A 25,075-nucleotide genomic window follows, 5' to 3' on the forward strand; every position below is an offset into this window, starting at 1 on the left:
TCAAACCCTATTGTTCTCTGGCGTAAAGCGAAAGCCGTGTGACAATCTGGTTCGCCACTTCGCGCGACAGATTTTCCAGCGCTCGGTTTTCCGCTGCGATGGTGGCATATTCACTGCTCACCACATCGATACCGGCATCCGATCCGGCGGTGGCATCGATCACCGTTTCTCCGCTGGCGATCTCCACCAGCTGATAGCGCGCGCGCAGGGTGCGGCGTTCACGCGTAATCTGGTCATTGGCGAGGACGCCAAAGCCCTCAATCTGGTCATCCAGCTGCACCACCAGCTGATAGCGCGCGGCATCGCCCTGCACCGGCGCAAGCTGGTCCGTCAGTTCATTACGCACCAGCCAGCCCGCCTCGCCCTCAATCGGCGCGATGGCCACCTGCCCCAGATTCTGTGCGACGACGCCCTGGGTGCCGCCGGAGTAAAGCGGCTGCAGACCGCAGGCGGTGAGGAGGGGGATAGAGAATAGTGCAAAGAATACCGCTAGCCCTGAGCCTGTCGAAGGGCGTTTCTCAACTTGAGAGACGGGCTTCGACAAGCTCAGCCCTAACGGTTTTGTTTTGCTCTTACTCATACCACAATATTCACCAGCCTGTCGGGCACCACAATCACCTTGCGGACCTCGGCACCGTCAATGCTACGCTGCACCTTCTCGCTGGCGAGTGCAAGCGCTTCCATCTCGTCCTTGGGCAGGCCCTTGGCAACTGTGATCGTGTCGCGCAGCTTGCCCTTGACCTGCACCGCGATGGTGACTTCATCATCCACCGCCAGCGCCATATTAGCGACCGGCCATGCGGCATTGGCAATCAGGCCTTCGCCGCCAAGCAGCGCCCATGCTTCTTCAGCCAGATGCGGCGTCATCGGGCCAACCATCAGCACCAGCGAGCGGATCGCCTCATTACGATCCGGCGAAGGCTGTGCTTTTTCGATGGCCGCCGCCAGAGTATAGAGCTTGGCTACTGCCTTGTTGAAACCGAGCTGGCCAATATCCTCGGTCACCCCGGATATGGTCTGGTGCAGGACGCGGAGCAGCGCCTTATCAGCGCCTGCTTCGCCAGGCGCGCCAGCATCCGCCATGTGGGCAATGCGCCAGACACGCTGAACAAAGCGCCAACTGCCTTCAATCCCCGCCTCGGACCAGGGCAGATCACGTTCGGGCGGGCTGTCCGACAACATGAACCAGCGCACCGCATCTGCACCATATTGATCGACAATCGGCTCAGGATCGATGACATTCTTCTTCGACTTGGACATTTTGACGACGCGGCCAACCTCTACCGGCTCGCCACTCTCAATATGCGCCCAATCACTACCATCTTTGCGCACCTCATCGGGCGAGAGCCAGCTGCCATCGCCCATTTGATAGGTCTCATGCGTCACCATGCCCTGGGTGAACAGGCTGGCAAAAGGCTCATCCACATCGAGCAGGCCAATATGTTTCAGCGCCCGGGTCCAGAAGCGGGCATAGAGCAGGTGCAGAATCGCATGCTCAACGCCGCCAATATATTGCGCCACCGGCAACCATTTCGCGATCTCTTCCTTGTCGAACGGCTTGTCATCGGGCTGGCTGGCAAAGCGCAGAAAATACCAACTCGAGTCCGCGAACGTATCAAGCGTATCGGTCTCGCGCAGCGCAGGCTTACCGCTGATCGGGCAGGTCGTGTGCTTCCATGTCGGGTGCCGTTCCAGCGGATTGCCCGGGGTGTCGAAATCGATATCCTCGGGCAGTGTCACCGGCAACTGGTCTCTGGGGACGGGTACCGGACCGTGATCGGGGCTATGAATGATCGGTATCGGCGTACCCCAATAGCGCTGGCGCGACACGCCCCAATCGCGCAGCCGCCAGACAGTTGAGCCTTTACCCCAGCCCTCGGATTCGGCGCGGTTAATCACGGCTTTCTGCGCGTCTTCTATGGATAGGCCGTTGAGGAAGTCCGAGTTCACGATGGAACCGGGGCCGCTATAGGCTTCATCGCCTGCAAATTCGGGCGCTGTCTCCTCGCCATCACTGACGACGCGCTTCACCGGGAGATCATATTTACGGGCGAAATCAAGGTCGCGTTGGTCATGCGCCGGAACGCCGAATACCGCGCCGGTGCCATAGCCCATCAGCACAAAATTGGCGACATAGACCGGCAATTCCCAGCTCGGATCAAGCGGATGGGTTGCCTTTAACCCGGCATCAAAGCCACGCTTTTCCTGTGTTTCAATCTCGGCAGCCGCAGTGCCGGTGCGGCGGCATTCCTCGGCGAACTCCGCCAGTGCGGCATTGTCTTCGGCCAGTTTCAACGCCAGCGGATGGTCGGCCGCAACAGCGACAAAACTCGCCCCGTAAATCGTATCGGGACGGGTGGAGAAAACAGTTATAACTTCACCATTGTCGGCCTTGAAATCAAACGTCAGGCCCTGCGATTTGCCGATCCAGTTTTCCTGCATCGTACGCACTTTTTCCGGCCAGTCTTTGAGGTCATCCAAACCCGCCAGCAGATCCTCGGCAAAATCGGTGATCTTCAAAAACCACTGGTTGAGATTGCGCTTCTCCACCAGCGCGCCCGAGCGCCAACCGCGGCCATCAATCACCTGCTCATTGGCGAGCACGGTCATATCGACCGGGTCCCAGTTGACCGCGCTTTCCTTTCGGTAAACGAGGCCCGCTTCCATCATATCGAGGAACAGCGCCTGCTCATGGCCGTAATAGTCCGGTTCGCAGGTCGCCAGTTCGCGGCTCCAGTCAAAGGCGAAACCCAGCCGCTTGAGCTGATCGCGCATGGTGGCGATATTCTGCCGGGTCCAACCGCCCGGGTGCACACCCTTTTCCATCGCGGCGTTCTCGGCGGGCATGCCAAAAGCGTCCCAGCCCATGGGGTGCAGCACCTCGTGCCCGCGCATCCGTTCAAACCGCGCCAGCACATCGCCCATGGTGTAGTTGCGCACATGACCCATATGGATGCGCCCCGAAGGATAGGGGAACATCTCCAAGATATAGCGCTTGGGCTTGTCGCTGCTGCTATCGGCCTGGAAGGTCTTTTGCTCTTCCCAAAGCTGCTGCCATTTGCCGTCTGCTGCCAGCGGATTGAACCGCTTGTCGGTATCCGTCATCATTGCCCCCGCACAGGCGGATCAGTTGTCATAGACGGCGCTGCGGCGCAGATCGCGGGCCTTGGTCAGGATGATCTGTTCCAGCTTCTGCACCGTTGCAGCCTGTACAGAGGCATCAACCCAATTGCCGCCCTGCGCCACCTGGCGCAAAGCCGCGACGCGCAGCGCATCGGCGCGCAAATCCTGATCGAGAATATAGACGGTCAGCTTGACCCGCTCATTGGGGTTTTGCGGGGTTGAATACCAGTCGGTCACGATCACCCCGCCTGCACTGTCTGCCTGCACCAGCGGCGCAAAGGAAACGGTATCGAGAGAGGCGCGCCACAAATAGCTGTTCACACCAATGGTTGTCACCTGCGATGGCGCAATCCGGTCTTCGGGACGATCATCATCACCGCCACCGCCACAGGCTCCGAGCAGCGTCACGGTGCTCCCCAGCACCATTGCCGTAAGGATTGCTTTTGGCTGCAACATGACTTTCTCTCTCTTCACTGAACTTCCTGTTTCGTACATATCCCACCTGCACGCTCTTCATGCACGCCGCTTTAGGGTTAGCGTGAATTAAGCACAAGTGCGATCATGCGCTTATGCCAAGCGACATTACGCGCGGATTTACGAGGCGCGAGAAAAAAGCTGATGATCGAAGCGCGCCAATCGCCCATTCATGTCTCGCTAACTATGAAGATCTTACATTCTTACGCCCTGTAAAGACTCGACTTTTGACGTAAAACTGGGCAAAAATTGTTGAGCTTTTGCAACATTGACAAGGATTCCGTGAGCAGGCGCAATTTCGCACATGCTTTTTTAATCGGATTGTTCTAGGGCCAAGATAACAGGAGCATAGACTTGTGGCTCACAGATTGAGAACGGCATTTATGGGAGGCGCACTCGCCATTGGCGTGATTGCTGCCATGCCGTCTGTCGTCCTTGCATCTGGTAATGGCTTCAACGCGAAACCCGTATCTCTGAGCGCCCTTGGCGGTATCGGCTCCTTTACCCCGGCCTCGATTGACAAAAATCTCGTATCCTCGCTCAAGCTCAGCGAATTGCGCGCCAGTAGCGATTTCCGCTTCACCCCTGCGGCTGAAGATGGGGTTGGCAAACGCGCTGTCACTGTCGCCGCGCGTGTTCGCGATGAATCAGCGAAAGCGATCACTATTCGCAATGCCATTGGTCCGGTCGGCAAAGGGGCCGCACCGATCAAGATTACGCCGACCAGCTATAGTCTCGGTGTTGCCAAGGGCTGGCAGAGATTTGCTTTACCCGAATCGGTCAAGAAGCTTGATGTGCCTGATCTCGCCGAGATGGGCACCGCGCCTAATCGTCTCGAGCGCGCCGAGAAGCCGAGCCGTTTCAGCAGCCGGGTTGATCTCGACTCAAAAGCGCAGCTGGGCCGTGCTCCGCGTACCTTTGAAGGCGAGAATGCCTATTCGGTCGATGTTGGCGGCAGCTACAGGTTGAGCAACAATCTCGATGTCACCGCCGGCGTCCGCCTGCGTGACGAGCGTGACCGTCTGTCACCGCTCAACAGCAAGCAGATGGACAGCCAGGCCGTTTATGTCGGAACCCAGTTCCGCTTCTGATCAGTCGGCGCTTATCGCGTCATCTTTCCGATAGTCCATCAATCGCCCCCCAACCATCGCAAAATGGAGCTATGCGTGCCCAATTGTCTCGCGTGACACCTCCCAGCGCATAGACCGGACAGCGACGATGCCGCGCCAATGCGGCAAAGCGCATCGGCCCAAGGCTGGTACCACCGGCGTGGCTGCGCGTGGGATAGACAGGCGAGAGAAACACACCATCGGCACCCCGTCGCGCCGCCATGGTCAGTTCCATGCTGTTATGCGCGGTGGCGAGCCATAATCCGCTGCGCTGCGATGGCGGACCCGCGCTGGAGCCGTAGCAGCCATCGGCGTGCAGCACCCGTGCTGTCACGGCGTCGCCGGACCAGAGCCAGATATGGTCGCGGCGCGCATGTCGGCGCATCAGCTTAGCAAACATCCCACACCGTTCCTGCTCTGGCAGATGATAATGACGAAACACCACCCCGCTGCCCGGCGGAAGGCCAGCAATAGCCTTGTCCAGCACATCAGCATTGCGTGCATCGGTAAACAGCCACAGCGATGGTAGGCCGAAATCAGAGAATGACTGGAAAGGCGGCATGGCGCTGCTTATAGGGTCTCAGCATGAGCGAACACAATGATAACAACAGCCCGGCGCAGCGGCTCGCAACTGTTCAAGCCGATATCGCCGCCGCCTGTAAACGCGCCAATCGCGTCGAGACACCGCCAACACTGATCGCGGTGAGCAAGACCCATGCGGCGGAGGCAATTGCTCCGGTGATTGCGCTGGGCCATCGGGATTTTGGCGAAAACCGGGTGCAGGAAGCGCAAGGTAAATGGCCTACGCTGCGCGAGCAGTATCATGATGTGCGGCTGCATATGATTGGCCAATTGCAATCCAATAAAGCCGCAGATGCGGTTGCGCTGTTTGACATGATTCATTCGCTCGATCGACCGTCGCTGGCCAAGGCGCTGGCCAAGGCGATGGCGGATCAGGGCAAGCAGGTGCCGTGCCTGATCCAGGTGAATATTGGCGATGAGGAGCAGAAAGGCGGCTGCGCGGTCAGCGATATCGGCGCGCTACTCGAAACCGCCAAAGGCCACAAAATCCCGGCGATAGGGCTAATGTGCATACCCCCTGCCGATCTGGAACCGGCGCCCTATTTCGCTCTGCTCGACAAGCTGGCCAATGATCATGGCCTTACCGAGCGTTCGATGGGCATGTCGGGCGATTATGTCACCGCCACCGAGATCGGATCGACTATGCTTCGCGTTGGCAGCGCGTTATTCGGGCCGCGCGGCGGTTGATCAGCTCTGTGGCGGCTTGTCCTGCTCGCGTGATGCTTTGCGTTCTTCTGGGCTATCCGGTTTGATAAAGCTGATAATCTGATCACCCAGCTCAATCACCGGACGCGCTTGTGCCGAGAAGAACAGCAGCTTCTGATTGGGTTTCAGAATAGCCACCGGCTCTTCATCCTCCTCAAGATTTTCGCGAAAATCTTCATAGGTGAATTTCTCGGTCAGCCGGGTGCGGCTGAACACCCAGCCATCGCGGGCGCGGTCGACCAGATTGCCATAGCTGGTCGCATTTTCGAGTAAGATTCGTCCGCGTGATGATCGCTCTCCATTGCCGTCAGCAGTGCTGTCGACACTAACCGCGCTGATATGGTCATAGCCAACCTCCGGACCCAGGTCGGAACTGAGCAACTGGTTATAGCTGTCATTATCGGTAGCAACGATGAGGTGCTGATAGGCACCGAGATCAACCATATCATCGAGCGCCTCATCCAATATATCGCCATTATGGATATCGAGCTCGCGCTGCCGCGCGCCACGTAAGGCAAAATAGCTGGTGTCAGAAATCGTGACCGGGATTTCGAGCGATTTGAGAAACGCACCCAGCTCCAATGTCCAGCGATTGGCGCCGACCAGCATCACGCCCTTGCCATCGCCCTCTTCTATGCCCAGACGCTGCGCCACCCAGCGGGCGGAAAAGCCATGCGCAAAGATGGTAGCAATCACCACGCCAAAGCTGAGCGCCACCAGCGCTTCGGCATCTTCATAACCGCTATTGACCAGCCGCTTGGCGAACAGCCCGGTAATCGCCACCGCGACAATACCGCGCGGCGCGATCCAGCCGATAAACACCTGCTCGCGCCAAGGGACCGAGCTGAACAAGAGGCTGGTCCAGACAGTCAGCGGACGCACCACGAACAGCAGCACCAGCAGGAACAGGATGAACTGGATCTGGAACTTCTCCACTGTCGCCCAATCGAGTTGCGCCGACAAGAGGATGAACACGCCCGAGATCAGCAGCACCGACAGGTCTTCCTTGAAGCGGTGCAGCGCGCGGCTGGAATAATATTCGCGATTGGCCATCACCACACCCATGATGGTGACGGTGATCAGGCCGGTTTCGTGCATGATCAGATCGGCGAGCACGAAGCCGAGAATGACGACGATCAGCAGAATCGGTGCCTTGAGATATTCCGGTACATAGCCGCGCGGGAACAGCCAGGTCATACCATAACCCAGAGCGCCGCCGATCAACCCGGCGAGGAAGCTTGCACCCAGCACATCAAAGGCGACATTGGCCATCGCCCCGCCCTTGTCATAGGTAATATAGGCATAGATACCGACCGCGAGCAGTGCGCCAATGGGATCGTTAACGATGCCCTCCCATTTCAGCGTGTCACGCACCCGCGCCCCAACACGCAAATTGCGCAGCATCGGCCCGATTACCGTTGGCCCGGTGACCACCAATATGCCGCCAAACAGTGCCGCCACCGGCAAGGACAGCCCGGCAATATAATAGGCCGCTGCCGTGCCCAGTGCCCAGCCGACGGGCACGCCGATAAACACAAGCCGCGACACCGCCCATCCGGCGACGCGCAAATCCTTGAAGTTGAGGCTTAACCCGCCTTCAAACAGGATCACCGCCACCGCCAGCTTGACGATAGGGTCGAGCAGCGCGCCGAAATCATTTTCCGGGCGGATTATGCCGAGTACGGGCCCGGCGATAATGCCGACGATCAGCATCAGCGCGATGGCCGGACGGCCGGTGCGCCAGGCGACCCATTGCGCGCCAATGCCCAGTGCGCCGATCAGCGCAATTTTGACCATCAGCGAATCGATAATTTCAAATGCCATCAGGCTTTATACTCATTGGGGAAACGATCAGAACAACAGGCCGCATACACTTTGCCTGGCAAAGCGCATAGGGGAGACATGTTATCTCTGGTAAGGTCGGAAGCCTAGCCTAGCTTGGCAAAGGCTGCTTTCAAACGCTCCGATGCTGATGGTCCCGGGATCATGGTGACATCCTTGAGTGTCAGCTTTTTGCCCGCTCCGTTGGTGACTTTAACCTCGGCGACGGCTTCCCTGCTATCACGCTCAGCGACAAAGGACGGCGCGCCGCGATCACCGAACACCCATTTATTGCCCCATTGCGAGAGCGCGACCAATATCGTCAGCAATTCCTCACCCGCGGGCAAAAGCGAATAGACAAGACGGCGGCCATCCTCAGGATGCGGGTCGCGCGCCAATATGTCTTTGGCGACAAGATGATTGAGCCGGTCGGTCAGGGTATTTTTCGGGATATCCAGATTGCGGTAAAAGCCGTCAAAAGTCTGAACGCCGAAAAGCGCCTCGCGCATGATCAGCAAGGTCCAGGGATCACCCAATATATCGAGCGACTGGGCGATGCCGCATTCCATCTGATCAAAACTTTTCCGGCGCATATCTGTCCCTGCTATCCTGCCAAGCGGCTATGGTTCGATTATTGAACCGAATTAGTGCGCTTTCGTGCAGGTTTCAACGCTTTGCTCTAGTGCAGCCCCTGTTCAAACAGCAGAATCGGCTTGTGGCTGGGCATCGCAAGGCGTTCGGGTGCATCGTCCAGCGCGACAATCTCGGATTCCACAAGGCGGGGGTTGATCATGTTCGCCGCCAGATCCTCTGCGGTCTGCTCCATGAAATTGCGTGCATGGCAATATGTCGAGATGAACGTCACCCCCGATGTATGCATTGGCCCGAGCGGTAGCGGGATATTCTCAAAGAAGATGATGCAATTGTGGCAGATAGCGCCGGGTGCCGCCGAGCGCAGCGCAAATTCCAGCGGCTCCTGACCCATGCGCGCGTTGACGATAACATCATAGGTCTCGTTCGAGCGCAGCCTCGGGTCCCATTCCAGCGCATGCGCCCCCAGCTTTTCCGCCAGCCGCAAGCGATCCAGATCATGATCAACATAGGTGACTAGGCTGGCATCGGCCGCCAGCGCCCATTGCGCCGCATAGAGGCCATAGCCACCAAAGCTGGTGATCAGCACCTTGGCACCCGGCTTTTTGCGGATATGCGGTACTGTCGTGCTCCACGCATCGGTAAGATTGTCCCCAAGCGAGACCGCTGCCAGTGGGTCTACATTCTCGGGCAGCTTCACCAGCGAACGCGATGCCCAGGGCACGCGGTATTTCTCCGAAAACATGCCGCCCCATTCGCCAGCATGAGGGAAACCATAGGTGGGGAGCAACGGTCCCTCATTCTGGTCGCAATGCAGCGGCAGATGGTCCTTACACGGCCCACAGGTGCCACAACTGCGGTGATAGGGCACAGAGACGATATCACCGATTTCAAAGCCATGCACAGCATCGCCCATATCGACGACCCGGGCGATGGACTCATGACCGAGCGAAAATGGCGGCTGGAACGGGCTCAATCCCATAATCACCGCGAAATCAACGTCGCAGGTCGTGGCGGCGATGGTTGAGACCAGCACCTCATGGTCGGCTTGAACTGTGGGTTCGGGCACATCATGCCAGACAAGGGTTCTCGGGCCTTCATAATAAAGCTGACGCATAGATGCTCCTCAAGGCCCCGGTAAAGGCCAATGCTGGTGAACGATAATTTAGGTCTGATTATTAGACTAAATGATTCGGTCGTATAATACAACTGATAATCCTCGGCTATTGCCGCAGGCGAGCCGCGCACCCAAAGTCGAAAGATAGATTGCGTCTATGGTGCTGATTTACGGGTTACAAAATGCCCGCAAGCGATTAAGCATAGCGACAATGTTTGGCATATAAGTTCGACCCGAAATCCGGGCGGAGGAAAAATGGACAAGACGATTTTGATAGCTTCCGATCTCACCGCACGCAGCGATCGCCCGTTTTTACGTGCCGCGTTGCTGGCCGAGGAATGGGACGCCAAGCGGGCGGTGCTGTTCGCCAATTCGGACAAGTCGCGCGTTGATCAGGACAGCGTCGAGCATCAGCTACGGCGCAACTATGGCGAGGATATGGATGCGGTGTCCGTTGTCGTCGCGCATGGCAAGGTGCCCGAGACGATCGCCAAGACCGCACGCGGCCTGGAAGCGGACATAATCGTTGTCGGCGCCGCACGGCACAATAATGTCACCGATTTCTTCCTCGGCACCGCTGTGGATTATGTCGTGCGTCAGGCCGAGGCACCCGTGCTAGTGGTCAAGGAACGCGCGCACCATCCTTATGAGAAGGTCATGGTCGCGGTGGATTTCTCGGCATCTTCGAAAAACGCGGTGCATACCGCGCTTACCATGTTCCCCAAGGCGCATATCACCATCGCCCATGCTTTTCATGTCGCCTATTCGGCTTGGTTGAAATCCGAAGGTGTAGCCCAGGAAATGCGCGGCGAGGCGGAAAAGGGCATGGAAGATTTCATCAACGATCTGGCCCTTGGCGAAACCGACACTGCGCGCATCACCACCGCCGTCCTCGAAGGCAATCTGCATCAGAGCATTTACGATATGCTGCTGAAACAGGATATGGACCTGCTGGTGCTCGGCACTCATGGCCGTTCGGGCTTCACCCAGGCCACGATCGGCAGCCGCGCCAGCGAAATGCTGGGCTGGGCGCCGACTGATGTGCTGATGATCCGCGAGCAGAAGTAACAAACGGTTTTGCTCTGACTCGCAGCAGGCGCGCCTCGGTACCTCCGCGTCAACAGGTCCGCCGCGCCGGGCCATAAAGGAACAAAATCCGCGCATAGCCTTTGATAGCATGGGCATATTGGGGACATGACCGGGGGCGTTTGATGTTCGATACCGCACTTCATACATTCACCTCGCCGGTCGTGCTGTTCTTCGTGCTCGGCCTGCTGGCCGCCTTTGTGCGCTCCGATCTCGCCATTCCCGAAGCAATTGCCAAAGCGATGTCGCTTTACCTGATGGCGGCGATCGGGATTAAGGGCGGTGTGGCGGTCTCGAAATCAGGGGTTGACGCCACAGTGCTGGCGGCGCTCGGCGCGGGCACAGCTGCCGGGTTCCTGCTGCCCTTTTTTGCTTATGCAGTGCTGAAAAGCTTTGGCCGCCTTGACCGGATCAATTCCGGCGCGGTCGCGGCGCATTATGGCTCAATCAGCGTCGTAACCTTTGTCACCGCCGGGGAAATTCTCACCGGACAGGGGCGCGAACCGGGCGGCTATATGGTCGCGGTCATGGCGATGATGGAAGCCCCCGCAATATTGAGCGGATTGCTGCTGGCGCGTGGCCTTGGCAGCCGCGATGGCGGTGCGCAAAGCACCGGCGAGATGCTGCATGAGGTGTTCACCAACTCCTCCATCGTGCTGCTGCTCGGTGCCTTTGCCATTGGCCTGATTTCGGGAGAGAGCGGCTTTGTCGCGGTCAAGCCGTTTTTTGAGGTCGGGTTCAAAGGTGTTTTGTGCCTGTTCCTGCTCGATATGGGCCTGATCGCGGCGCGCAGGATCATCGATTCCCGCGCCATCACCTGGCGTCTCACCGCGATTGCGATTTTCCTGCCGATTGTGAACGGGCTGGTCGGCACTGCGCTCGGCGTTAGTGTCGGCCTTGATGCCGGATCAGCAGCGTCACTTGGCGTTCTCTGCGCCAGCGCCAGCTATATAGCGGTGCCGGCGGCCATGCGCCTCGCCCTGCCAGAGGCCGATCCGGGGATTTACCTCACCATGTCGCTCAGCATCACTTTTCCGTTTAACGTGCTTATCAATATCGGCGTCATCAGCGCATTTGCCGCCTATCTCAGCGCTGGTGCAGGAGTAGGACCATGATCGAAACGGTAGTGCGCAAACGTATAGAAATCCTGGCAGACAAGGCGCTGCAAAAGCGTGTCACCGATGCGATTGATCAAGTCGGTATTACGGGCTGGACGATATTGCCGGTTACCGAAGGCAAGGGCCGCGACGGCAAATGGCGCGAGGAAAGGGTGACGGGCACGGACAAGGTGTTTGTGCTGACCATCGCCTCTGAAGACAAGGCGATGGCGCTTGCAGAGGCCATAGCGCCGATGCTGACCAAATTCGGTTTTTTGCTGTCGATGTGGGATGTCGAGGTTATCCGGGGCGAGCGTTTTTAAGGACCGGTGATTAGGCACGGGCTGACGATAATCTGCCGGTCGCTTCTCTCGCTTCCGCCGTCCAGTCAGAGAGCTTCGCTTGCATATCAGCGTCTAGACGCTTCCAACGCGGTTCCAGCCGTTTTGGGATGGCGGAGGCAGCATCAAGCCAGGTCTTGTCCGGTTCTACCTCCAGGAAGTAAGCGAGCCTGTCGAGTTCGTGCTTCGGGTCATCGACCAGACGGGTATATTCCAGATAGTGTCGGCGATCCTCGGCAAGAGACAGAAATTCCGGGATGCTCGTCAGCATCAGCTCGCTCCAGAAGCCAGCGCAATCTTCAAGCGATGGCGGTGTGTCCACCATCCATCTGACCAGTGGCTTGACCGCAAAAACCCTGTCGTTGAACCGCAAATGGCGACTGCGCCCTGCAGGGTTATCGAGATCAATAGGATTAGGCCCAAATCTGCCCGACCATTTCCAGTTCCAGATCGCAGGCCGTATCGGCTTAAAGGCCTGCATCGACAGGGCGACATCCCTGCCATCGCGATAGAGCAGTATGAATTTTGCTTCAGGAAAGAGCCTGGGCAATAGCTTCACATACATCTGCGACAGCCCTGTGCGCTCGACCCAGATTTTGCGGCCCAGCCGCTCCTGCAATGTCCTGAAAAGCCTATCATGATGCGCTTCGATTGTTTGGTCCGGGAAGCGCGGCACTATTCGCGCCAGCTCATCGAACAGCTTTTGCGGATTGTCACTAATGTGCGGCAGCGTCGAAACCAACAGAGGCGGTAAATTATCAATCGGAAAACGCCCCATCCCCTCGCGATACAGAAATTCACTTGGCGCTGTTTTCGCAGTGAACATAACCCGCATAGATCGCGTCTGCGTCGACAATTGCTGCCAGTAACGCTTGCCGCTGATCTTTCCGGGCAAAAGGCTTCGCACACCTTGGGTCGAGAAAAATTCGAAGAGGCTAAGAATGTCAGGATGCAGATTAAGAATGTTCGAGAGCATGGTCGAACCACATCGGCCCGGACCAAGCACGAAAGTTCCGTTCTCTCCCTCTGAACCTTTCATTACGGCTAACCGTAGCGCAAGTTAACCATATTCATAGCGCGATTTATTTAGGCTAACGAAATATTAGCAGTGTTGGGACTAAGGCTTTTGACGGGTTTCAAAAACCATGGTCAAGGCAATGCACAGTCAAAACACCAAATCGCGAGCATCGCTCACTGGACCGCTTGGCTGGATCGGGTCGCTCCTTCAGAGAATTCCGTTCAGGCGCAAATCAGCCAGTACGGCTGACGAGGTTAAGAAGAAGCGCCGAAACATTGCTATCACCGCGATCGCAATTGGCGCGATCGCCGGATTTATTGAACTGCCAATGCCTGTGGACGACGCCTTCCGCGCCGTTCGTGCCGAGCTGCGATCGCATGATGCGCCGGACGATATTGTCGTGGTCGCGGTCGACGATGCGACGCTGAATGAGATTGGGCGCGATCTGCCGACCAGAATACAAGATGCCGAGGTTGTTGAGAAGATTTTCGCAGCCGGCGCAACAAAGCTAGTATTTGACAGAGCCTATGCCGACCCGGCAACACCGGAAGAAGATGCTGCCTTGGCGAGAACTTTTGCTCGGCATAAGGGTAAAGTGTGGCTTGGGGCGTCTCCAGCTGCAGATAATGGTCTGCAAAAACATGACGGGCTATTCCCTACCACCAAACTGCGCCATAATGTTGAAATGGCGTCGATGATGGGCAATGTTACGCCGTTCGAGTTATCGGTGCAGTTTCCAACCGAAACCAGAATAGGTGATATGCCAACCCCTTCTATATCAGCGGTGTTGGGAGATTATGAGGGCAGATTGCATTGGTATCGCCCTGACTTTGCAATCAATCCCGCAACCATAGAAACCATAAGCTATGCCGATCTTCTGTTTGACCGACTTGATGAAAGGCGCTTGGCTGGACGAAGCGTAATAATTGGGTATACCGATCTTCTGACTTCCGACCTACGTAACCTACCACTTGGAGGAAAAGTTCCGGGCGTGTATTTTCACGTTATGGGGGCCCACACCTTGAAGAACGGGCTTCCATTAGACCTTGGGTGGATACCCGGGCTTGTATTTGTCATAATCATCATTGTGTTTCAGGCAAAACGGAAGAAGCCTCTCCCTAAACTCGCATGGGGTGGCACCCTAGCCTTGTTGATTGCACCGCTTGCTTTCGATTATCTGGCAATCAATATCGATTCTTCAGCCGCTATTCTCACGCTTGGGATAGCCACATTTAGACTGCGTCGCCTTTCTAATCAGGTCTACCATAAGGATACCGATCTTATCTTAGCTGGTGCCATCTCCAGCGGAGAGCATAGCCAAGCACAAGACGTCTATGCATTGAAGATCGAGAATCTTGGTGATCTTACCGAGTCTATCGAACCCAAACAATTTGGCACCTTTATCGAACGTATCATTACTTGTGTTCAGCAGGCCAGCCCATCGACCGGAGCCGATACACAAGTCGCCTTCGAGAAGGACACTTTGCTGTGGTTCGCCCAGAAGCTTGATCGGTCTGAATTGGAAGCAAACAGCCTTGGACTTGTTTCGGTACTGCGCAATGCCATGACCTATCAGGGCAATTGGGCCAACTTAGCCACAACGCTGGGCGTTGATATCAGCTACGACCTTCCCGTTGCCCAACGCGTACAAAATGCCATTCGTGCAGCCGAAAACGGTACCAAGACTAGCAGGCGATTTGTCATTTCGGACGAGCAGTTTCTTGATGAGCGGCGCCGCTATCTCGAACTGCTTGCCGAGCTCAATATTGGCATGAAGGCTGAGACTATCGGAGTTGCATATCAGCCCAAGATCCGATTGGCGAACGACACGGTCGCCGGTGCCGAAGCCCTTATTCGATGGCATCATCCGGAGCTCGGCTATGTTGACCCTTTCGAACTGGTTACCACCGCAGAAGAGCATGATCGGATCAATGAGCTTACCATCTATGTACTTGACCGTGCTTTGGGTGAGGCCAAGGAAGCCGTTTTAATTGACCCGGATTTCAAGCTCGCCGTCAACTTTTCGGCGCAAGCTCTGGCCGACGAGATGATCCTGCATCATACCCCCCGGCTACTTAAAGAGCACGCATTCCCGTCACGCAATCTCATCATAGAAGTAACCGAGTCAGCAAGGCTGGATGGCAAACGGGTGAACAGCAAAATCGCGGAATTGAGAGAGCACGGCATTTCCTTCTCGATTGACGATTTTGGCACCGGCCATTCCAGCCTGGATTATCTCAGCCGCGTTCCCTGTCAGGAACTCAAGATGGACCGCAAATTTGTCAGTGGCATGCAATCATCCGAAGACAATGCCAATTTGGTAAAAGGCACCATCGATATGGCACATTCGCTCGCCAAGTCCGTGGTCGCAGAAGGCGTTGAAGATGCGGCCACCGCCAATGCCCTACGCAATATTGGATGCGATCTGGCACAGGGCTATTTCTATTCGCCTGCGATTAGCATGGCAGATATCACCAAAATGATCGTAAAGCGGCGAAACGCAGCGTAACCTTGCAATATATTTTACATTCTGTTAACCATAATTGTTAGTGCAATTCTATGGAGACAGGAGATTGCTATGTTCTGGCGTTTTTTCCACGACGTGTTCGGCCGTCGCTAAGACCTACCAAGATACATAAAAAGCCCCGGTTTTCCGGGGCTTTTTTGTTGCTCTTGCTACTTTGGTGCTGACCGCCAACCATCACATTGAAGCCAAGCGATGCACGCCGAATCGGACGCACTTTAACCCGATTCGGAATCAATGCGTTTAACCATATTTGGTCATAAATTTTTTCACATTGCGCGCCGCCTGTCTCAGGCGTTGCTCATTTTCAACCATCGCCAGCCGCACATAGCCCTCGCCTTCTTCACCAAAACCCACACCCGGGGCAACCGCCACCTGGGCCTCTGCGAGCAGCTTCTTGGAAAACTCCATCGCGCCCATTTCTTTGAACGCTTCCGGGATTGGTGCCCAGGCGAACATGCTCGCGGCAGGCGGCGGGATATCCCATCCGGCGCGACCAAAGCTTTCGACCATCACATCGCGGCGCGACTTGTAGAGCTGGCGATTGGCATCAACATTGTCCTGCGGCCCATTCAACGCCGCCACCGCTGCTGCCTGTATCGGGGTAAAGGCACCATAGTCGAGATAGCTTTTCACCCGGGTCAGCGCGTCAATCAGCGTCTGGTTGCCAACCGCAAAGCCCATGCGCCAGCCGGCCATGGAATAGGTTTTCGACATGGAGGTGAATTCGACCGCAACATCCTTCGCGCCCGGCACCTCGAGGATAGATGGCGTCGGCTCATTGCCGAAATAGATCTCGGCATAGGCGAGATCGGAAATAACCCATAGGTCATGCTTTTTGGCAAAGGCGACTACCTCTTTGTAGAAATCGAGATCAGCGACATAGGCGGTCGGGTTGCTGGGATAGCCCATGACCAGCACTTTGGGCTTGGGCACGCTATAGGCCATGGAATAGTGCAACCGCTTGAAGAAATCCGGCCCTGGCGCGGCGGGGATAGACCGGATCGCAGCCCCCGCAATTATGAAGCCAAAAGTATGGATCGGATAGCTCGGATTAGGGGCAAGCACGACATCGCCCGGCGCGGTGATCGCTTGCGCCAGATTGGCCAGCCCTTCCTTGGAGCCCAGCGTGACCACCACCTCTGTGTCAGGATCAAGATCGACATTGAAACGCCGCGCATAGTAGGCTGCCTGTGCCTTGCGCAGCCCCTTAATCCCCTTGGACGCCGAATAGCGATGCGCATTGGGATCATTGGCGACTTCGGTCAGCTTGTCGATAATATGCTGTGCCGGAGCACCATCGGGATTGCCCATGCCAAGATCGATAATATCCTCCCCCCGCGCCCGCGCCGCCGCCTTCATCGCATTCACTTCGGCGAAGACATAGGGCGGCAATCGGCGGATACGGTAGAATTCTTCGGTCATTTCCTTGGTCTCGGACTGGTGTTTCTCCTCGGCGCGGTTTGGCCGATCCAGTCAGGGCTGTCGAGCATTTTCATGCGTGCAGCAACGCCATGGCGTAAATATATGTCGCGCCACCACCAATGGTTATGCAACAATGGTTACGCTGGCGCGGCGAAGCTGATAAGCTTCGACAAAAGCACCATCATAGGAGTCTCGCCATTATGTCCGCATCACAACCAGAGATGCCCGGTCTCAATATTCCCGGCATGGATATGTCCGCCATGAGCGAGGCGATGCCGAAACTCGAAGATATGCAGCACTGGACCTGGGTGATGGGCAGGGCACAGCAGATGATGATGGAGCATATGGCCGAAATGGCGAGCAAGCAGCCGTCGAAAATGGCGGCCGACGCGCTCACCCAGTTCTGGGATCCTTCCTATTGGCAAGAGCAAATGGCGAATATGCCGAAATTCGATCCGGCGCAGATATTCGAGATGCAGAGCCAGTTCTGGCAGCAAGGGCTTAACCTGTGGCAGGGCCTGCTCGCCGGAGAAGTGCCCAAGGAAAGCAACAAACCCGACAGGCGCTTTCAGGCAGACGAATGGCAGAGTCATCCTGCCTTCTCGACGCTGGTGCAGGGCTATACCATGATTGCCGATCATCTTTTGCGGCTGACCGATACGGTGGACGGCATTGACCCAAAGGCCAAGGCACAATTACGCTTTGCGATGCAGAATATCGTTGATGCCAGCGCGCCGTCCAACTTTGCCCTCACCAATCCGGCGGTGATCAAAAAGACGATTGAAACCAAGGGACAGAATCTGCTCACCGGGCTGGAGCATATGCTGCGCGACATCCGCAACGGCCAGATGACGCATACCGACCCCAATGCGTTTGAGCTTGGCCGCAATATCGCGGTGACGCCCGGCAAGGTGGTGCATGAGACCGCGCTTTATCAGCTGATCCAGTATAGTCCGACCACCGACAAGGTGCTGAAGACGCCGCTGATCATCTTCCCGCCCTGGATCAACCGTTTCTACATCCTCGATCTCAACGAGAAGAAGAGTTTCGTCAAATGGGCCGTGGATCAGGGCATCACCCTGTTCATGGTATCGTGGAAGTCCGCCGACAGTTCGATGCGCGAAGTGATCTGGGATGATTATGTCCGTTCCCAGATCGACGCGATTGATACCGTGCGTGAGCTGCTCAAGGTTCCCGATGTGCACACCATTGGCTATTGCGTCTCCGGAACCACATTGGCGGCAACCCTGGCGCTGATGGCGGAGCGCGGCCAGGCCGAAAAGGTGAAGAGCGCCACCTTCTTCACCGCACAGGTCGATTTTGCCCATTCAGGTGATCTAAAGCTGTTTATCGATGACCAGCAGTTGAAGCTCATCGACACCGTCGCCGCCGATAGCGGCTATCTTGATGGTCGCTATATGGCGGCCACCTTTAATATGCTGCGCGGCCGGGATCTGATCTGGAACTATGTCGTCAACAACTATCTGCTGGGTGAGGACTATCCGCCTTTCGACCTGCTGCACTGGAATGGCGACACCACCAACCTGCCGGTGAAATGGCACAAGGCCTATCTCGCCGATCTCTATCGCGACAACAAGCTGGTCGAGCCGGGCGCGATCACCATTGATGGCACCCCGATTGATCTGAGAAAAATCACAACGCCGATATTGGTACAGGCCGGCAAGGAAGACCATATTGCGCCCGCGAAGAGCGCATGGAAAATCATGGACCATGTCAGCGGCCCGAAAGAGTTTATGCTGGCAGGCTCAGGCCATATTGCCGGGGTGGTCAATCCGCCTGCAGCAAAGAAATACCAATATTGGACTAACCCGGATGAGACCGGAAGTCTGAGCGCCTTTATCGAAGGCGCCGAAGAGCATCCCGGCAGTTGGTGGCCCTATTGGGTGCAATGGCTGGAAAAGCAGGCCCCGGCAAAAACCGCCGCAAAAGGCGCGCGTATACCGGGTGAGGGCGACAAGCCTGCGATTGAGGATGCGCCGGGTCGTTACGTGCGGCAGTAGGTTCCTTTAAGGAACAGTTCTCGTTCGTCTCGAGCGTAGTCGAGAGACATAGCGCACAGTGTCTCCACTACGCTCGACACGAACGGGGTTTTGTTCTTCTTCCTCTAAGCTAAGGTTTGGAATTGCCTAAAAAACCTGTCTAACCGACACGCATAAAACGCTTTTTGTGCACTGCACAAAATTGCTTGACATCCTCCCTGCCGATGCTTATTGTGCACTGCAACATCAATGACGCAGGACACGCATCATGGCAAGCACGCCGAATACCCCAACTGCCAAACCCGTAGCTTCTAGCGAATCTGCGGAAAAGGCTTTTTCTGAAGCGGCGACCGCATCGGTTGCTCCGGCAACCACCGCGAAACCCGCTCCGGCTAAGAAAGCTGCTCCGGCTGCCAAAAAGGCAACCGTAGCCAAGAAAACGACAGCGGCGAAAAAGCCTGCTGCGAAAAAGGCACCGGCCAAAAAAGCTCCGGTAAAAGTAGCCGCCAAGAAAGCCACGGCGACCACTGCCAAAAAGACTGTTCGCAAGACCACCACACGCAAAACTGTTGCAGCCAAGAAAACCGCTGCTCCCAGAAAGGACGTTAAAATGACCAAGAAGACCGAAACCAAAGCAACCGCTGAAAACATGACCGCTCGCGCTCAGGAACTGTTCGGCGATGTATCAGGCCGCGCCAAAGCTGCTTTCGAAAAAGGCAGCGAATATGTTTCGCAGGCTACCGAGTTCAACAAAGCCAATATCGAAGCTCTGGTTGAATCCGGCAAGATCGCTGCCAAGGGCATGCAGGAAATGGGTCAGGCTTATGCTTCTGACACCCGCAAGAATTTCGAAGACGTAACCGCAACGATGAAGGATTTCGCTGCCGTTAAGTCGCCAACCGAATTCTTCCAGCTGCAGGCCGAAACGCTGCGCAAGACTTTCGACACCGCTGTCAGCCAGACCTCGAAGAACACCGAAATGTTCGTCAAGCTCGCTGGCGACGCTTTCCAGCCGATCTCCAACCGCGTCAGCGTTGCGGTTGAGAACGTAAAGAAAGCTGCCTGATTCGCTCAGGTGCTTGATCGTGGCTGATCATGGCCGCGATAACCAGATTGGGGCCGGAACGGGGAACTGTTCCGGCCTTTTTGTATTTATCTTGCTGGTCAAACGGAATTGACGCGACTCAGCTCTTGCACCTGCACCGGGAATAACGATATTCTTGTGACCATGCCGATCACCTCTGCACCCTATAGCGGCGCTGAAGCCGATACCGAGCTATTGCAGCGCAATGTGCTGCATGGCGATGATGCGTCTCTGACCATCGTGCCCGTGCGCGCCAGTGATGAGGATGACGGCGATGAAGGCGACAGCCAGGTCGGCGTCGCGACAAAGACCCGCGCCAAACCGAAAAAGCCAAGCCAGTATAAGGTGCTGCTGCTCAACGACGATTATACCCCGATGGAATTTGTCGTCGCGGTACTGAAGCGCTTCTTCAATATGGATATGGAACAGGCGACACGGGTAATGCTGCAGGTGCACCAACAGGGCATCGGCGTATGTGGCATCTACACCTATGAAATCGCCGAGACCAAGGTCAATCAGGTGATGGACTGCGCCAAAGAAAACCAGCACCCGCTGCAATGCACGCTTGAGAAGGCTTGAATCTAGCCTCCTATTTTATATCTTATCCTGCCAACAAAATCACCTTCAATGAAATTACCTTCATCGTCTATTGCTGGACGACTAAAACGAGAATTTGCAATCAGATTTGCACATGCGTGCCTGTCCAATATTTCGTGCCCGCTGGATTCTAGTATTGTGCACTCTTTTGCACGGCCATCAATTCCAACTAGAAGCTTATATGTTACAACGCCTTCCATTTTTTCCTCAAGAGCACGTGAGGGATAATTACTTGTTACCCAGGTAGAAGGGCGCTTTTTTTCGCCATCCTCTGATTCTTCATTTTGTATTGTTACTTCTGTTTCTACAATTTGACTTTCTGAATCGCGATTCTTTGGAGCAACATGTGACAAGAATATTATACCGGCTAGGGCAGATGTGGTTAGGGTGAAAAACATTAAGTAACTAAATACCGAATGCCATTGCTCAAAGCAACATAGATAAGGAAACGGATCGGTTGTCCTGTGCTTGCGCCAATGAAAATTGGCGTTAAACGCATCTCATGGACAAACTGATTATCAAAGGCGGCAAACGCCTTTCCGGCAAACTACCGATTTCCGGCGCGAAGAATTCTGCGCTGACACTGCTTCCCTGCGCGCTGCTCACCGATGAGCCGGTGACACTGCGCAATCTGCCGCGGCTGGCGGATATTGACGGCTTCCAACATCTGATGAACCAGTTCGGCGTATCTACCAGCATCGCCGGATCGCGCCCCGGCGATTTCGGCCGGGTGATGACGCTGCAGGCAACGCGCATCACCAGCAATGTCGCGCCCTATGACCTGGTGCGCAAAATGCGCGCCTCTATTCTGGTGCTTGGCCCGCTGCTGGCGCGCGAAGGCGAAGCCACGGTCAGCCTGCCCGGCGGCTGTGCTATCGGCAATCGCCCGATTGACCTACACCTTAAAGCACTTGAGGCCATGGGCGCGGAAATCGAAATGGCCAGCGGCTATGTCAAAGCCACTGCGCCCAAAGGCCGTCTGCCCGGCGGCGATTTCACCTTTCCCGTGGTATCGGTCGGCGCTACCGAAAATGCGGTTATGGCGGCGGTCCTCACCACCGGCATTACAACACTGAAGAACGCCGCGCGTGAGCCGGAAATTGTTGATCTGTGCAATATGCTCACTGCCATGGGCGCGAAGATTGACGGTATCGGCTCATCCGAACTGACGATAACCGGACGCGACCGGCTGCATGGCGCGACCTATCGTGTGATGTCCGACCGGATCGAGGCCGGCAGCTATGCCTGCGCCGCCGCGATTACCGGCGGCGATGTCGAGCTGCTCCATGCCCGTGAGGACGAGATGGAAGCCACCGTCGCCGCCCTGCGCGCAGCAGGCGTGATCGTCGAATCCACCGATGACGGCCTGCGCATCGCCACCAATGGCGCGCTGCATCCGCTGACCCTTTCCACCGCGCCCTATCCCGGTTTTGCCACCGATATGCAGGCGCAGATGATGGCGATGCTGTGCCTTGCCGATGGCTCGAGCGTGCTCACCGAAACCATCTTCGAGAACCGCTATATGCACGTGCCCGAACTCAACCGCATGGGCGCGCATATCGAGACCAAGGGCCGCACCGCAGTAGTCCATGGCGTCAAGGAGATGACTGGCGCGCCGGTGATGGCGACCGATCTGCGCGCTTCCATGTCACTGGTGATTGCCGGACTGGCAGCGCAAGGCGAAACCCATGTCAACCGCCTCTACCATCTCGACCGCGGCTATGAGCGGCTTGAGGAGAAGCTGCAGGCGGTTGGTGCTGATGTAGAACGCGTTGGCGGGGACTAAGAGTAACCACCCGTAAACCCGCCGCCAACGGTTTACCGCAACAGACACTCATGCGGCCCATTTCTCCGTTGCGATTGGCGCTCGCGTTCATGCGCCAGAAAGGGTAGCCTTAGCACTTCAGAGAAATGGCTCGCGACTGAAGCGTTTATGCACAGTCAGGGGCAGCAGCCGGAGTTCAAAAGGAGTAGACACATGCGTTTGGTATATAGAAATTCTTGCGCCCTTTTACTGGCCGGTCTGTTGGCGGCGACGGCATCGTCGGGGCTTTCTGCCCAAGAGCAATATCCAACCGGTCAGGACGAGATGGTCGTCTATGGCACGGCGCCTGCCGACCTCACAGGTCTTGCCGAAGGACCCGAGATCAAGGGCATTATCTCCGCGCGCAGTGGCGAGAAAATGCAGGTCACCGCCGAGGATGGCAGCAGCATGGTAGTGTTGCTCAGCGAAGCGACCAACATCCGTGCAAAGGGGGGCTTTCTCGGACTTGAACGCACATCGCTGGGCGCTGATGCACTGCTGAATGGCCTGCCTGTCGAGATACGCACCGTTCAATGGAATGACAGCCTGGTGGCAAGCCGTGTTCGTTTCTCCAACACTAATCTGAAAACCGCCAATATGATTCGCAGCGGCACGGCGCAGGGTTTTGCCGAACAGAGCGCCGCCACCGAGGCCTTGCGCGGACGTCTGGGTGATATTGACAAGTATAACATCAAGCGTACCGCCAATGTGTATTTTGACAGCGGCAAGGCCAATCTGTCGCCCGCGGCGCGCGATGAGCTGTGCTATGTCGCGCGCGAGGCTGATGGTATTGATAACTCGCTGATGCTGGTTGTCGGCTACACCGATTCCACCGGCAGCCAGGAGGTCAATCAACGCCTCAGCGAAAAACGCGCCGGACGGGTGGTCAACTATCTGCAACAGGCATGCGGCTGGAAACCCTATCGCATGCTAACACCGACCGGCATGGCATCCGCCGACCCGCAGGCCGATAACAGCACCGCCGCAGGCAAGGCGCAGAATCGCCGCGTTTCGGTCAATGTGCTGGTCAGTAAAGGGCTGGACGGGCTGTAAGCCAGCCAGAACCTCCTAAAGCCCGAGAGCATATTTGGCGATGTGGAAGATAACATTCTGCTCAATCGTGCCGCGGAACAGATAAGCCCGCGGGCCTTGCGCCTTGATCACCACATCCTCGCCGCCATGGGTTTCGCTGCCCAGCGGCACCAACGCCTGCTGTTTATAGTCGAGCGCAGTGGTATCGGTTTCAGTAAGATCAGCGCGCAGCGCATCCGTCTTGGCACCCGGGCCATTGGCATAGCCCAAAGTGGTATAGGGCTTGCCATCTTCAGGCGTGGTATAGCGGCTTAGCGGTACCTGCCCCAATATAGGGTTATCGCGCGGCTGATAACCGGCGATGGTGAAGACATGGCTATGGTCTGCGGTCACCAGCACCAGTGTTTCGTCCATATTGACCGTCTCGAGCGCAGTCTTGATCGCGGCTTCAAACGCCTGGGTATCAATCAAGGCGCGTGCGGCATTGCCTGCATGATGCGCATGGTCGATACGCGCGCCTTCCACCATCAGGACAAAACCGCGTGGGTTTTTCGACAATTTCGTAATCGCCAGCGCCACCATCTCGGAGAGCGATGGCTCGCCCGCCTGGTCTGTATCGCTACCTAAGATGCGGTCGGCCTCATATTGCATATGGCTGGTCTCAAACAAGCCGAGTATCGGGCCATCATCACCCGCATCTAGTGCCTTGAACCCGGCCATATCATAGACATAAAGGCCTTGAGGGTTCTTGCTCTGCCATTCCGCGACCAGATTGCGGCCATCCTCGCGGACGCCCGTATATTCAGGATATTCCGGATCGGCCATGCTGGTCGGCAGGAAGCTGGCGCGACCACCGCCCATGGCCAGGTCCATCCCCCTGCCCTCGTCCCATTCAACCAACTGCAGCGCTATGTCTTTGCACGCGGTTGCATCTTCGGGCATCCGGCCATCATTTTCCCAATCACGTGAAACACTATGGGCATAGGTGCTGGCCGGTGTCGCATGCGTGATGCGCGCGGTGGAGATAACCCCCGTATCGCGCCCGGCTTGCCTGGCGAGATCGAACAGCGACGGCACCGATTTGCCGACTCCGCTGGCGCAATCGCCGCGCTCCACTTCGGACGTCACACCAAGAGTGCCCGAGCGCGCCTTGACCCCGGAGACGATCGCGGTAGCGGTCGCCGCGCTGTCCGCCACCTGGAAATCATGGCTATAGGTCTTCACCATAGCGGCATAGGGCATGGCATCGCTGGGTGTGACGAAAGACGGGCCGTCACCCCCTTCAGCCTGCCCCATATAGATACGCCCGGCGGTGATGGTGCTGACCCCCATGCCATCGCCGATAAACAGAATCAGATTCTTCGCCTGATTGGTGTTGGGTACATGCTCAAGATGCTGGGCAAGCGCTGTCTCGCCAGCCTGATAATAGGCGTCATTGGCTGTGACGGTATGTGTTGTCTCCTCAGTTTTCGTCCATCCTGTCGTGCTGACGGGCAGGGACAGAGCAGCAATGATAAGTGTCGCATGGCGAGTGGAAAAAGACAT

23 protein-coding genes are annotated in these 25,075 nt (G+C 56.6%); 11 read left to right on the plus strand and 12 right to left on the minus strand.

What is annotated here, in order from left to right; all coding sequences use genetic code 11:
• Window positions 1–7: 7 nt before the first annotated feature.
• From lptE to RB602_RS14695, 3 genes are read right to left on the minus strand one after another with little or no spacing between them, the layout of a single operon-like run.
• A complete protein-coding gene (gene lptE / locus RB602_RS14685; RefSeq protein ID WP_317081620.1) occupies window positions 8–580 on the minus strand; it encodes an LPS assembly lipoprotein LptE in 573 nt (190 codons plus the stop codon).
• Complete coding sequence (leuS, locus tag RB602_RS14690; RefSeq protein WP_317081621.1) at window positions 577–3,108, minus strand: leucine--tRNA ligase; 2,532 nt, start codon at window positions 3,106–3,108, stop codon at window positions 577–579. The genes lptE and leuS overlap by 4 nt, the downstream gene beginning before the upstream one ends.
• A gap of 18 nt (window positions 3,109–3,126) precedes the next feature.
• A complete protein-coding gene (locus RB602_RS14695; protein ID WP_317081623.1) occupies window positions 3,127–3,579 on the minus strand; it encodes a DUF3576 domain-containing protein in 453 nt (150 codons plus the stop codon).
• 401 nt (window positions 3,580–3,980) lie between these two features.
• On the opposite strand from RB602_RS14695, the gene RB602_RS14700 reads away from it, so the two are divergent.
• Window positions 3,981–4,688 carry a hypothetical protein gene (locus RB602_RS14700; protein ID WP_317081624.1) on the plus strand — a complete coding sequence of 236 codons (708 nt, stop codon included), beginning with the start codon at window positions 3,981–3,983 and terminating at the stop codon, window positions 4,686–4,688.
• Window positions 4,689–4,707: 19 nt separating this feature from the next.
• Here the strand turns inward: RB602_RS14700 and RB602_RS14705 are convergent, their stop codons facing one another.
• Window positions 4,708–5,268, minus strand: a complete 561-nt coding sequence (locus RB602_RS14705) for a thiamine phosphate synthase (protein ID WP_317081625.1) — start codon at window positions 5,266–5,268, stop codon at window positions 4,708–4,710.
• Window positions 5,269–5,291: 23 nt separating this feature from the next.
• On the opposite strand from RB602_RS14705, the gene RB602_RS14710 reads away from it, so the two are divergent.
• On the plus strand, window positions 5,292–5,975 hold the full coding sequence (locus RB602_RS14710) for a YggS family pyridoxal phosphate-dependent enzyme (RefSeq protein WP_317081627.1): 684 nt from the start codon (window positions 5,292–5,294) through the stop codon (window positions 5,973–5,975).
• On the opposite strand, the gene RB602_RS14715 is transcribed toward RB602_RS14710, so the two are convergent.
• The 3 genes from RB602_RS14715 to RB602_RS14725 all read right to left on the minus strand — a co-directional run bounded on the left by RB602_RS14715 (window position 5,976) and on the right by RB602_RS14725 (window position 9,522).
• Window positions 5,976–7,817, minus strand: a complete 1,842-nt coding sequence (locus tag RB602_RS14715) for a cation:proton antiporter (RefSeq protein WP_317081628.1) — start codon at window positions 7,815–7,817, stop codon at window positions 5,976–5,978.
• Window positions 7,818–7,921: 104 nt separating this feature from the next.
• The gene (locus RB602_RS14720; RefSeq protein WP_317081630.1) at window positions 7,922–8,407 is read right to left on the minus strand and encodes a winged helix-turn-helix transcriptional regulator; all 486 of its coding nucleotides are present in this window, start codon (window positions 8,405–8,407) and stop codon (window positions 7,922–7,924) included.
• Between the two features lie 86 nt (window positions 8,408–8,493).
• Window positions 8,494–9,522 carry a zinc-dependent alcohol dehydrogenase gene (locus RB602_RS14725; RefSeq protein WP_317081632.1) on the minus strand — a complete coding sequence of 343 codons (1,029 nt, stop codon included), beginning with the start codon at window positions 9,520–9,522 and terminating at the stop codon, window positions 8,494–8,496.
• A gap of 255 nt (window positions 9,523–9,777) precedes the next feature.
• Between RB602_RS14725 and RB602_RS14730 the strand changes: the two genes are divergently transcribed.
• From RB602_RS14730 to RB602_RS14740, 3 genes are all read left to right on the plus strand, one after another.
• On the plus strand, window positions 9,778–10,590 hold the full coding sequence (locus RB602_RS14730; RefSeq protein WP_317081634.1) for a universal stress protein: 813 nt from the start codon (window positions 9,778–9,780) through the stop codon (window positions 10,588–10,590).
• Between the two features lie 143 nt (window positions 10,591–10,733).
• A complete protein-coding gene (locus RB602_RS14735; RefSeq protein WP_317081636.1) occupies window positions 10,734–11,723 on the plus strand; it encodes a sodium-dependent bicarbonate transport family permease in 990 nt (329 codons plus the stop codon).
• Window positions 11,720–12,028, plus strand: coding sequence for a P-II family nitrogen regulator (locus tag RB602_RS14740; RefSeq protein ID WP_317081638.1), 309 nt, complete (start codon window positions 11,720–11,722; stop codon window positions 12,026–12,028). The genes RB602_RS14735 and RB602_RS14740 overlap by 4 nt, the downstream gene beginning before the upstream one ends.
• A gap of 10 nt (window positions 12,029–12,038) precedes the next feature.
• Here the strand turns inward: RB602_RS14740 and RB602_RS14745 are convergent, their stop codons facing one another.
• Complete coding sequence (locus RB602_RS14745; RefSeq protein WP_317081640.1) at window positions 12,039–13,085, minus strand: sulfotransferase; 1,047 nt, start codon at window positions 13,083–13,085, stop codon at window positions 12,039–12,041.
• A 118-nt stretch (window positions 13,086–13,203) separates the two neighbouring features.
• Between RB602_RS14745 and RB602_RS14750 the strand changes: the two genes are divergently transcribed.
• On the plus strand, window positions 13,204–15,573 hold the full coding sequence (locus tag RB602_RS14750; RefSeq protein ID WP_317081642.1) for an EAL domain-containing protein: 2,370 nt from the start codon (window positions 13,204–13,206) through the stop codon (window positions 15,571–15,573).
• A gap of 258 nt (window positions 15,574–15,831) precedes the next feature.
• Here RB602_RS14750 and RB602_RS14755 read toward each other — a convergent pair whose 3' ends face one another.
• On the minus strand, window positions 15,832–17,013 hold the full coding sequence (locus RB602_RS14755; RefSeq protein WP_317081644.1) for an LL-diaminopimelate aminotransferase: 1,182 nt from the start codon (window positions 17,011–17,013) through the stop codon (window positions 15,832–15,834).
• A 245-nt stretch (window positions 17,014–17,258) separates the two neighbouring features.
• Between RB602_RS14755 and RB602_RS14760 the strand changes: the two genes are divergently transcribed.
• Window positions 17,259–19,034 carry a PHA/PHB synthase family protein gene (locus RB602_RS14760; RefSeq protein ID WP_317084582.1) on the plus strand — a complete coding sequence of 592 codons (1,776 nt, stop codon included), beginning with the start codon at window positions 17,259–17,261 and terminating at the stop codon, window positions 19,032–19,034.
• A gap of 225 nt (window positions 19,035–19,259) precedes the next feature.
• Here the strand turns inward: RB602_RS14760 and RB602_RS14765 are convergent, their stop codons facing one another.
• Window positions 19,260–19,592, minus strand: coding sequence for a hypothetical protein (locus tag RB602_RS14765; protein WP_317081646.1), 333 nt, complete (start codon window positions 19,590–19,592; stop codon window positions 19,260–19,262).
• A gap of 31 nt (window positions 19,593–19,623) precedes the next feature.
• Between RB602_RS14765 and RB602_RS14770 the strand changes: the two genes are divergently transcribed.
• A complete protein-coding gene (locus RB602_RS14770) occupies window positions 19,624–20,079 on the plus strand; it encodes a phasin family protein (protein ID WP_317081649.1) in 456 nt (151 codons plus the stop codon).
• A gap of 162 nt (window positions 20,080–20,241) precedes the next feature.
• A complete protein-coding gene (gene clpS / locus RB602_RS14775; protein ID WP_406568423.1) occupies window positions 20,242–20,676 on the plus strand; it encodes an ATP-dependent Clp protease adapter ClpS in 435 nt (144 codons plus the stop codon).
• A gap of 2 nt (window positions 20,677–20,678) precedes the next feature.
• Here clpS and RB602_RS14780 read toward each other — a convergent pair whose 3' ends face one another.
• The gene (locus tag RB602_RS14780; protein WP_317081651.1) at window positions 20,679–21,047 is read right to left on the minus strand and encodes an energy transducer TonB; all 369 of its coding nucleotides are present in this window, start codon (window positions 21,045–21,047) and stop codon (window positions 20,679–20,681) included.
• Between the two features lie 149 nt (window positions 21,048–21,196).
• Between RB602_RS14780 and murA the strand changes: the two genes are divergently transcribed.
• Both murA and RB602_RS14790 read left to right on the plus strand, forming a co-directional pair.
• On the plus strand, window positions 21,197–22,480 hold the full coding sequence (gene murA / locus RB602_RS14785) for a UDP-N-acetylglucosamine 1-carboxyvinyltransferase (protein ID WP_317081653.1): 1,284 nt from the start codon (window positions 21,197–21,199) through the stop codon (window positions 22,478–22,480).
• A gap of 192 nt (window positions 22,481–22,672) precedes the next feature.
• On the plus strand, window positions 22,673–23,551 hold the full coding sequence (locus tag RB602_RS14790; RefSeq protein ID WP_317081655.1) for an OmpA family protein: 879 nt from the start codon (window positions 22,673–22,675) through the stop codon (window positions 23,549–23,551).
• Between the two features lie 15 nt (window positions 23,552–23,566).
• Here the strand turns inward: RB602_RS14790 and RB602_RS14795 are convergent, their stop codons facing one another.
• The gene (locus RB602_RS14795) at window positions 23,567–25,075 is read right to left on the minus strand and encodes an alkaline phosphatase family protein (protein ID WP_317081657.1); all 1,509 of its coding nucleotides are present in this window, start codon (window positions 25,073–25,075) and stop codon (window positions 23,567–23,569) included.

This window comes from Parasphingorhabdus sp. SCSIO 66989 (assembly GCF_032852305.1).
In the GTDB taxonomy this organism is placed as follows: Bacteria; Pseudomonadota; Alphaproteobacteria; order Sphingomonadales; family Sphingomonadaceae; genus Alterisphingorhabdus; species Alterisphingorhabdus coralli.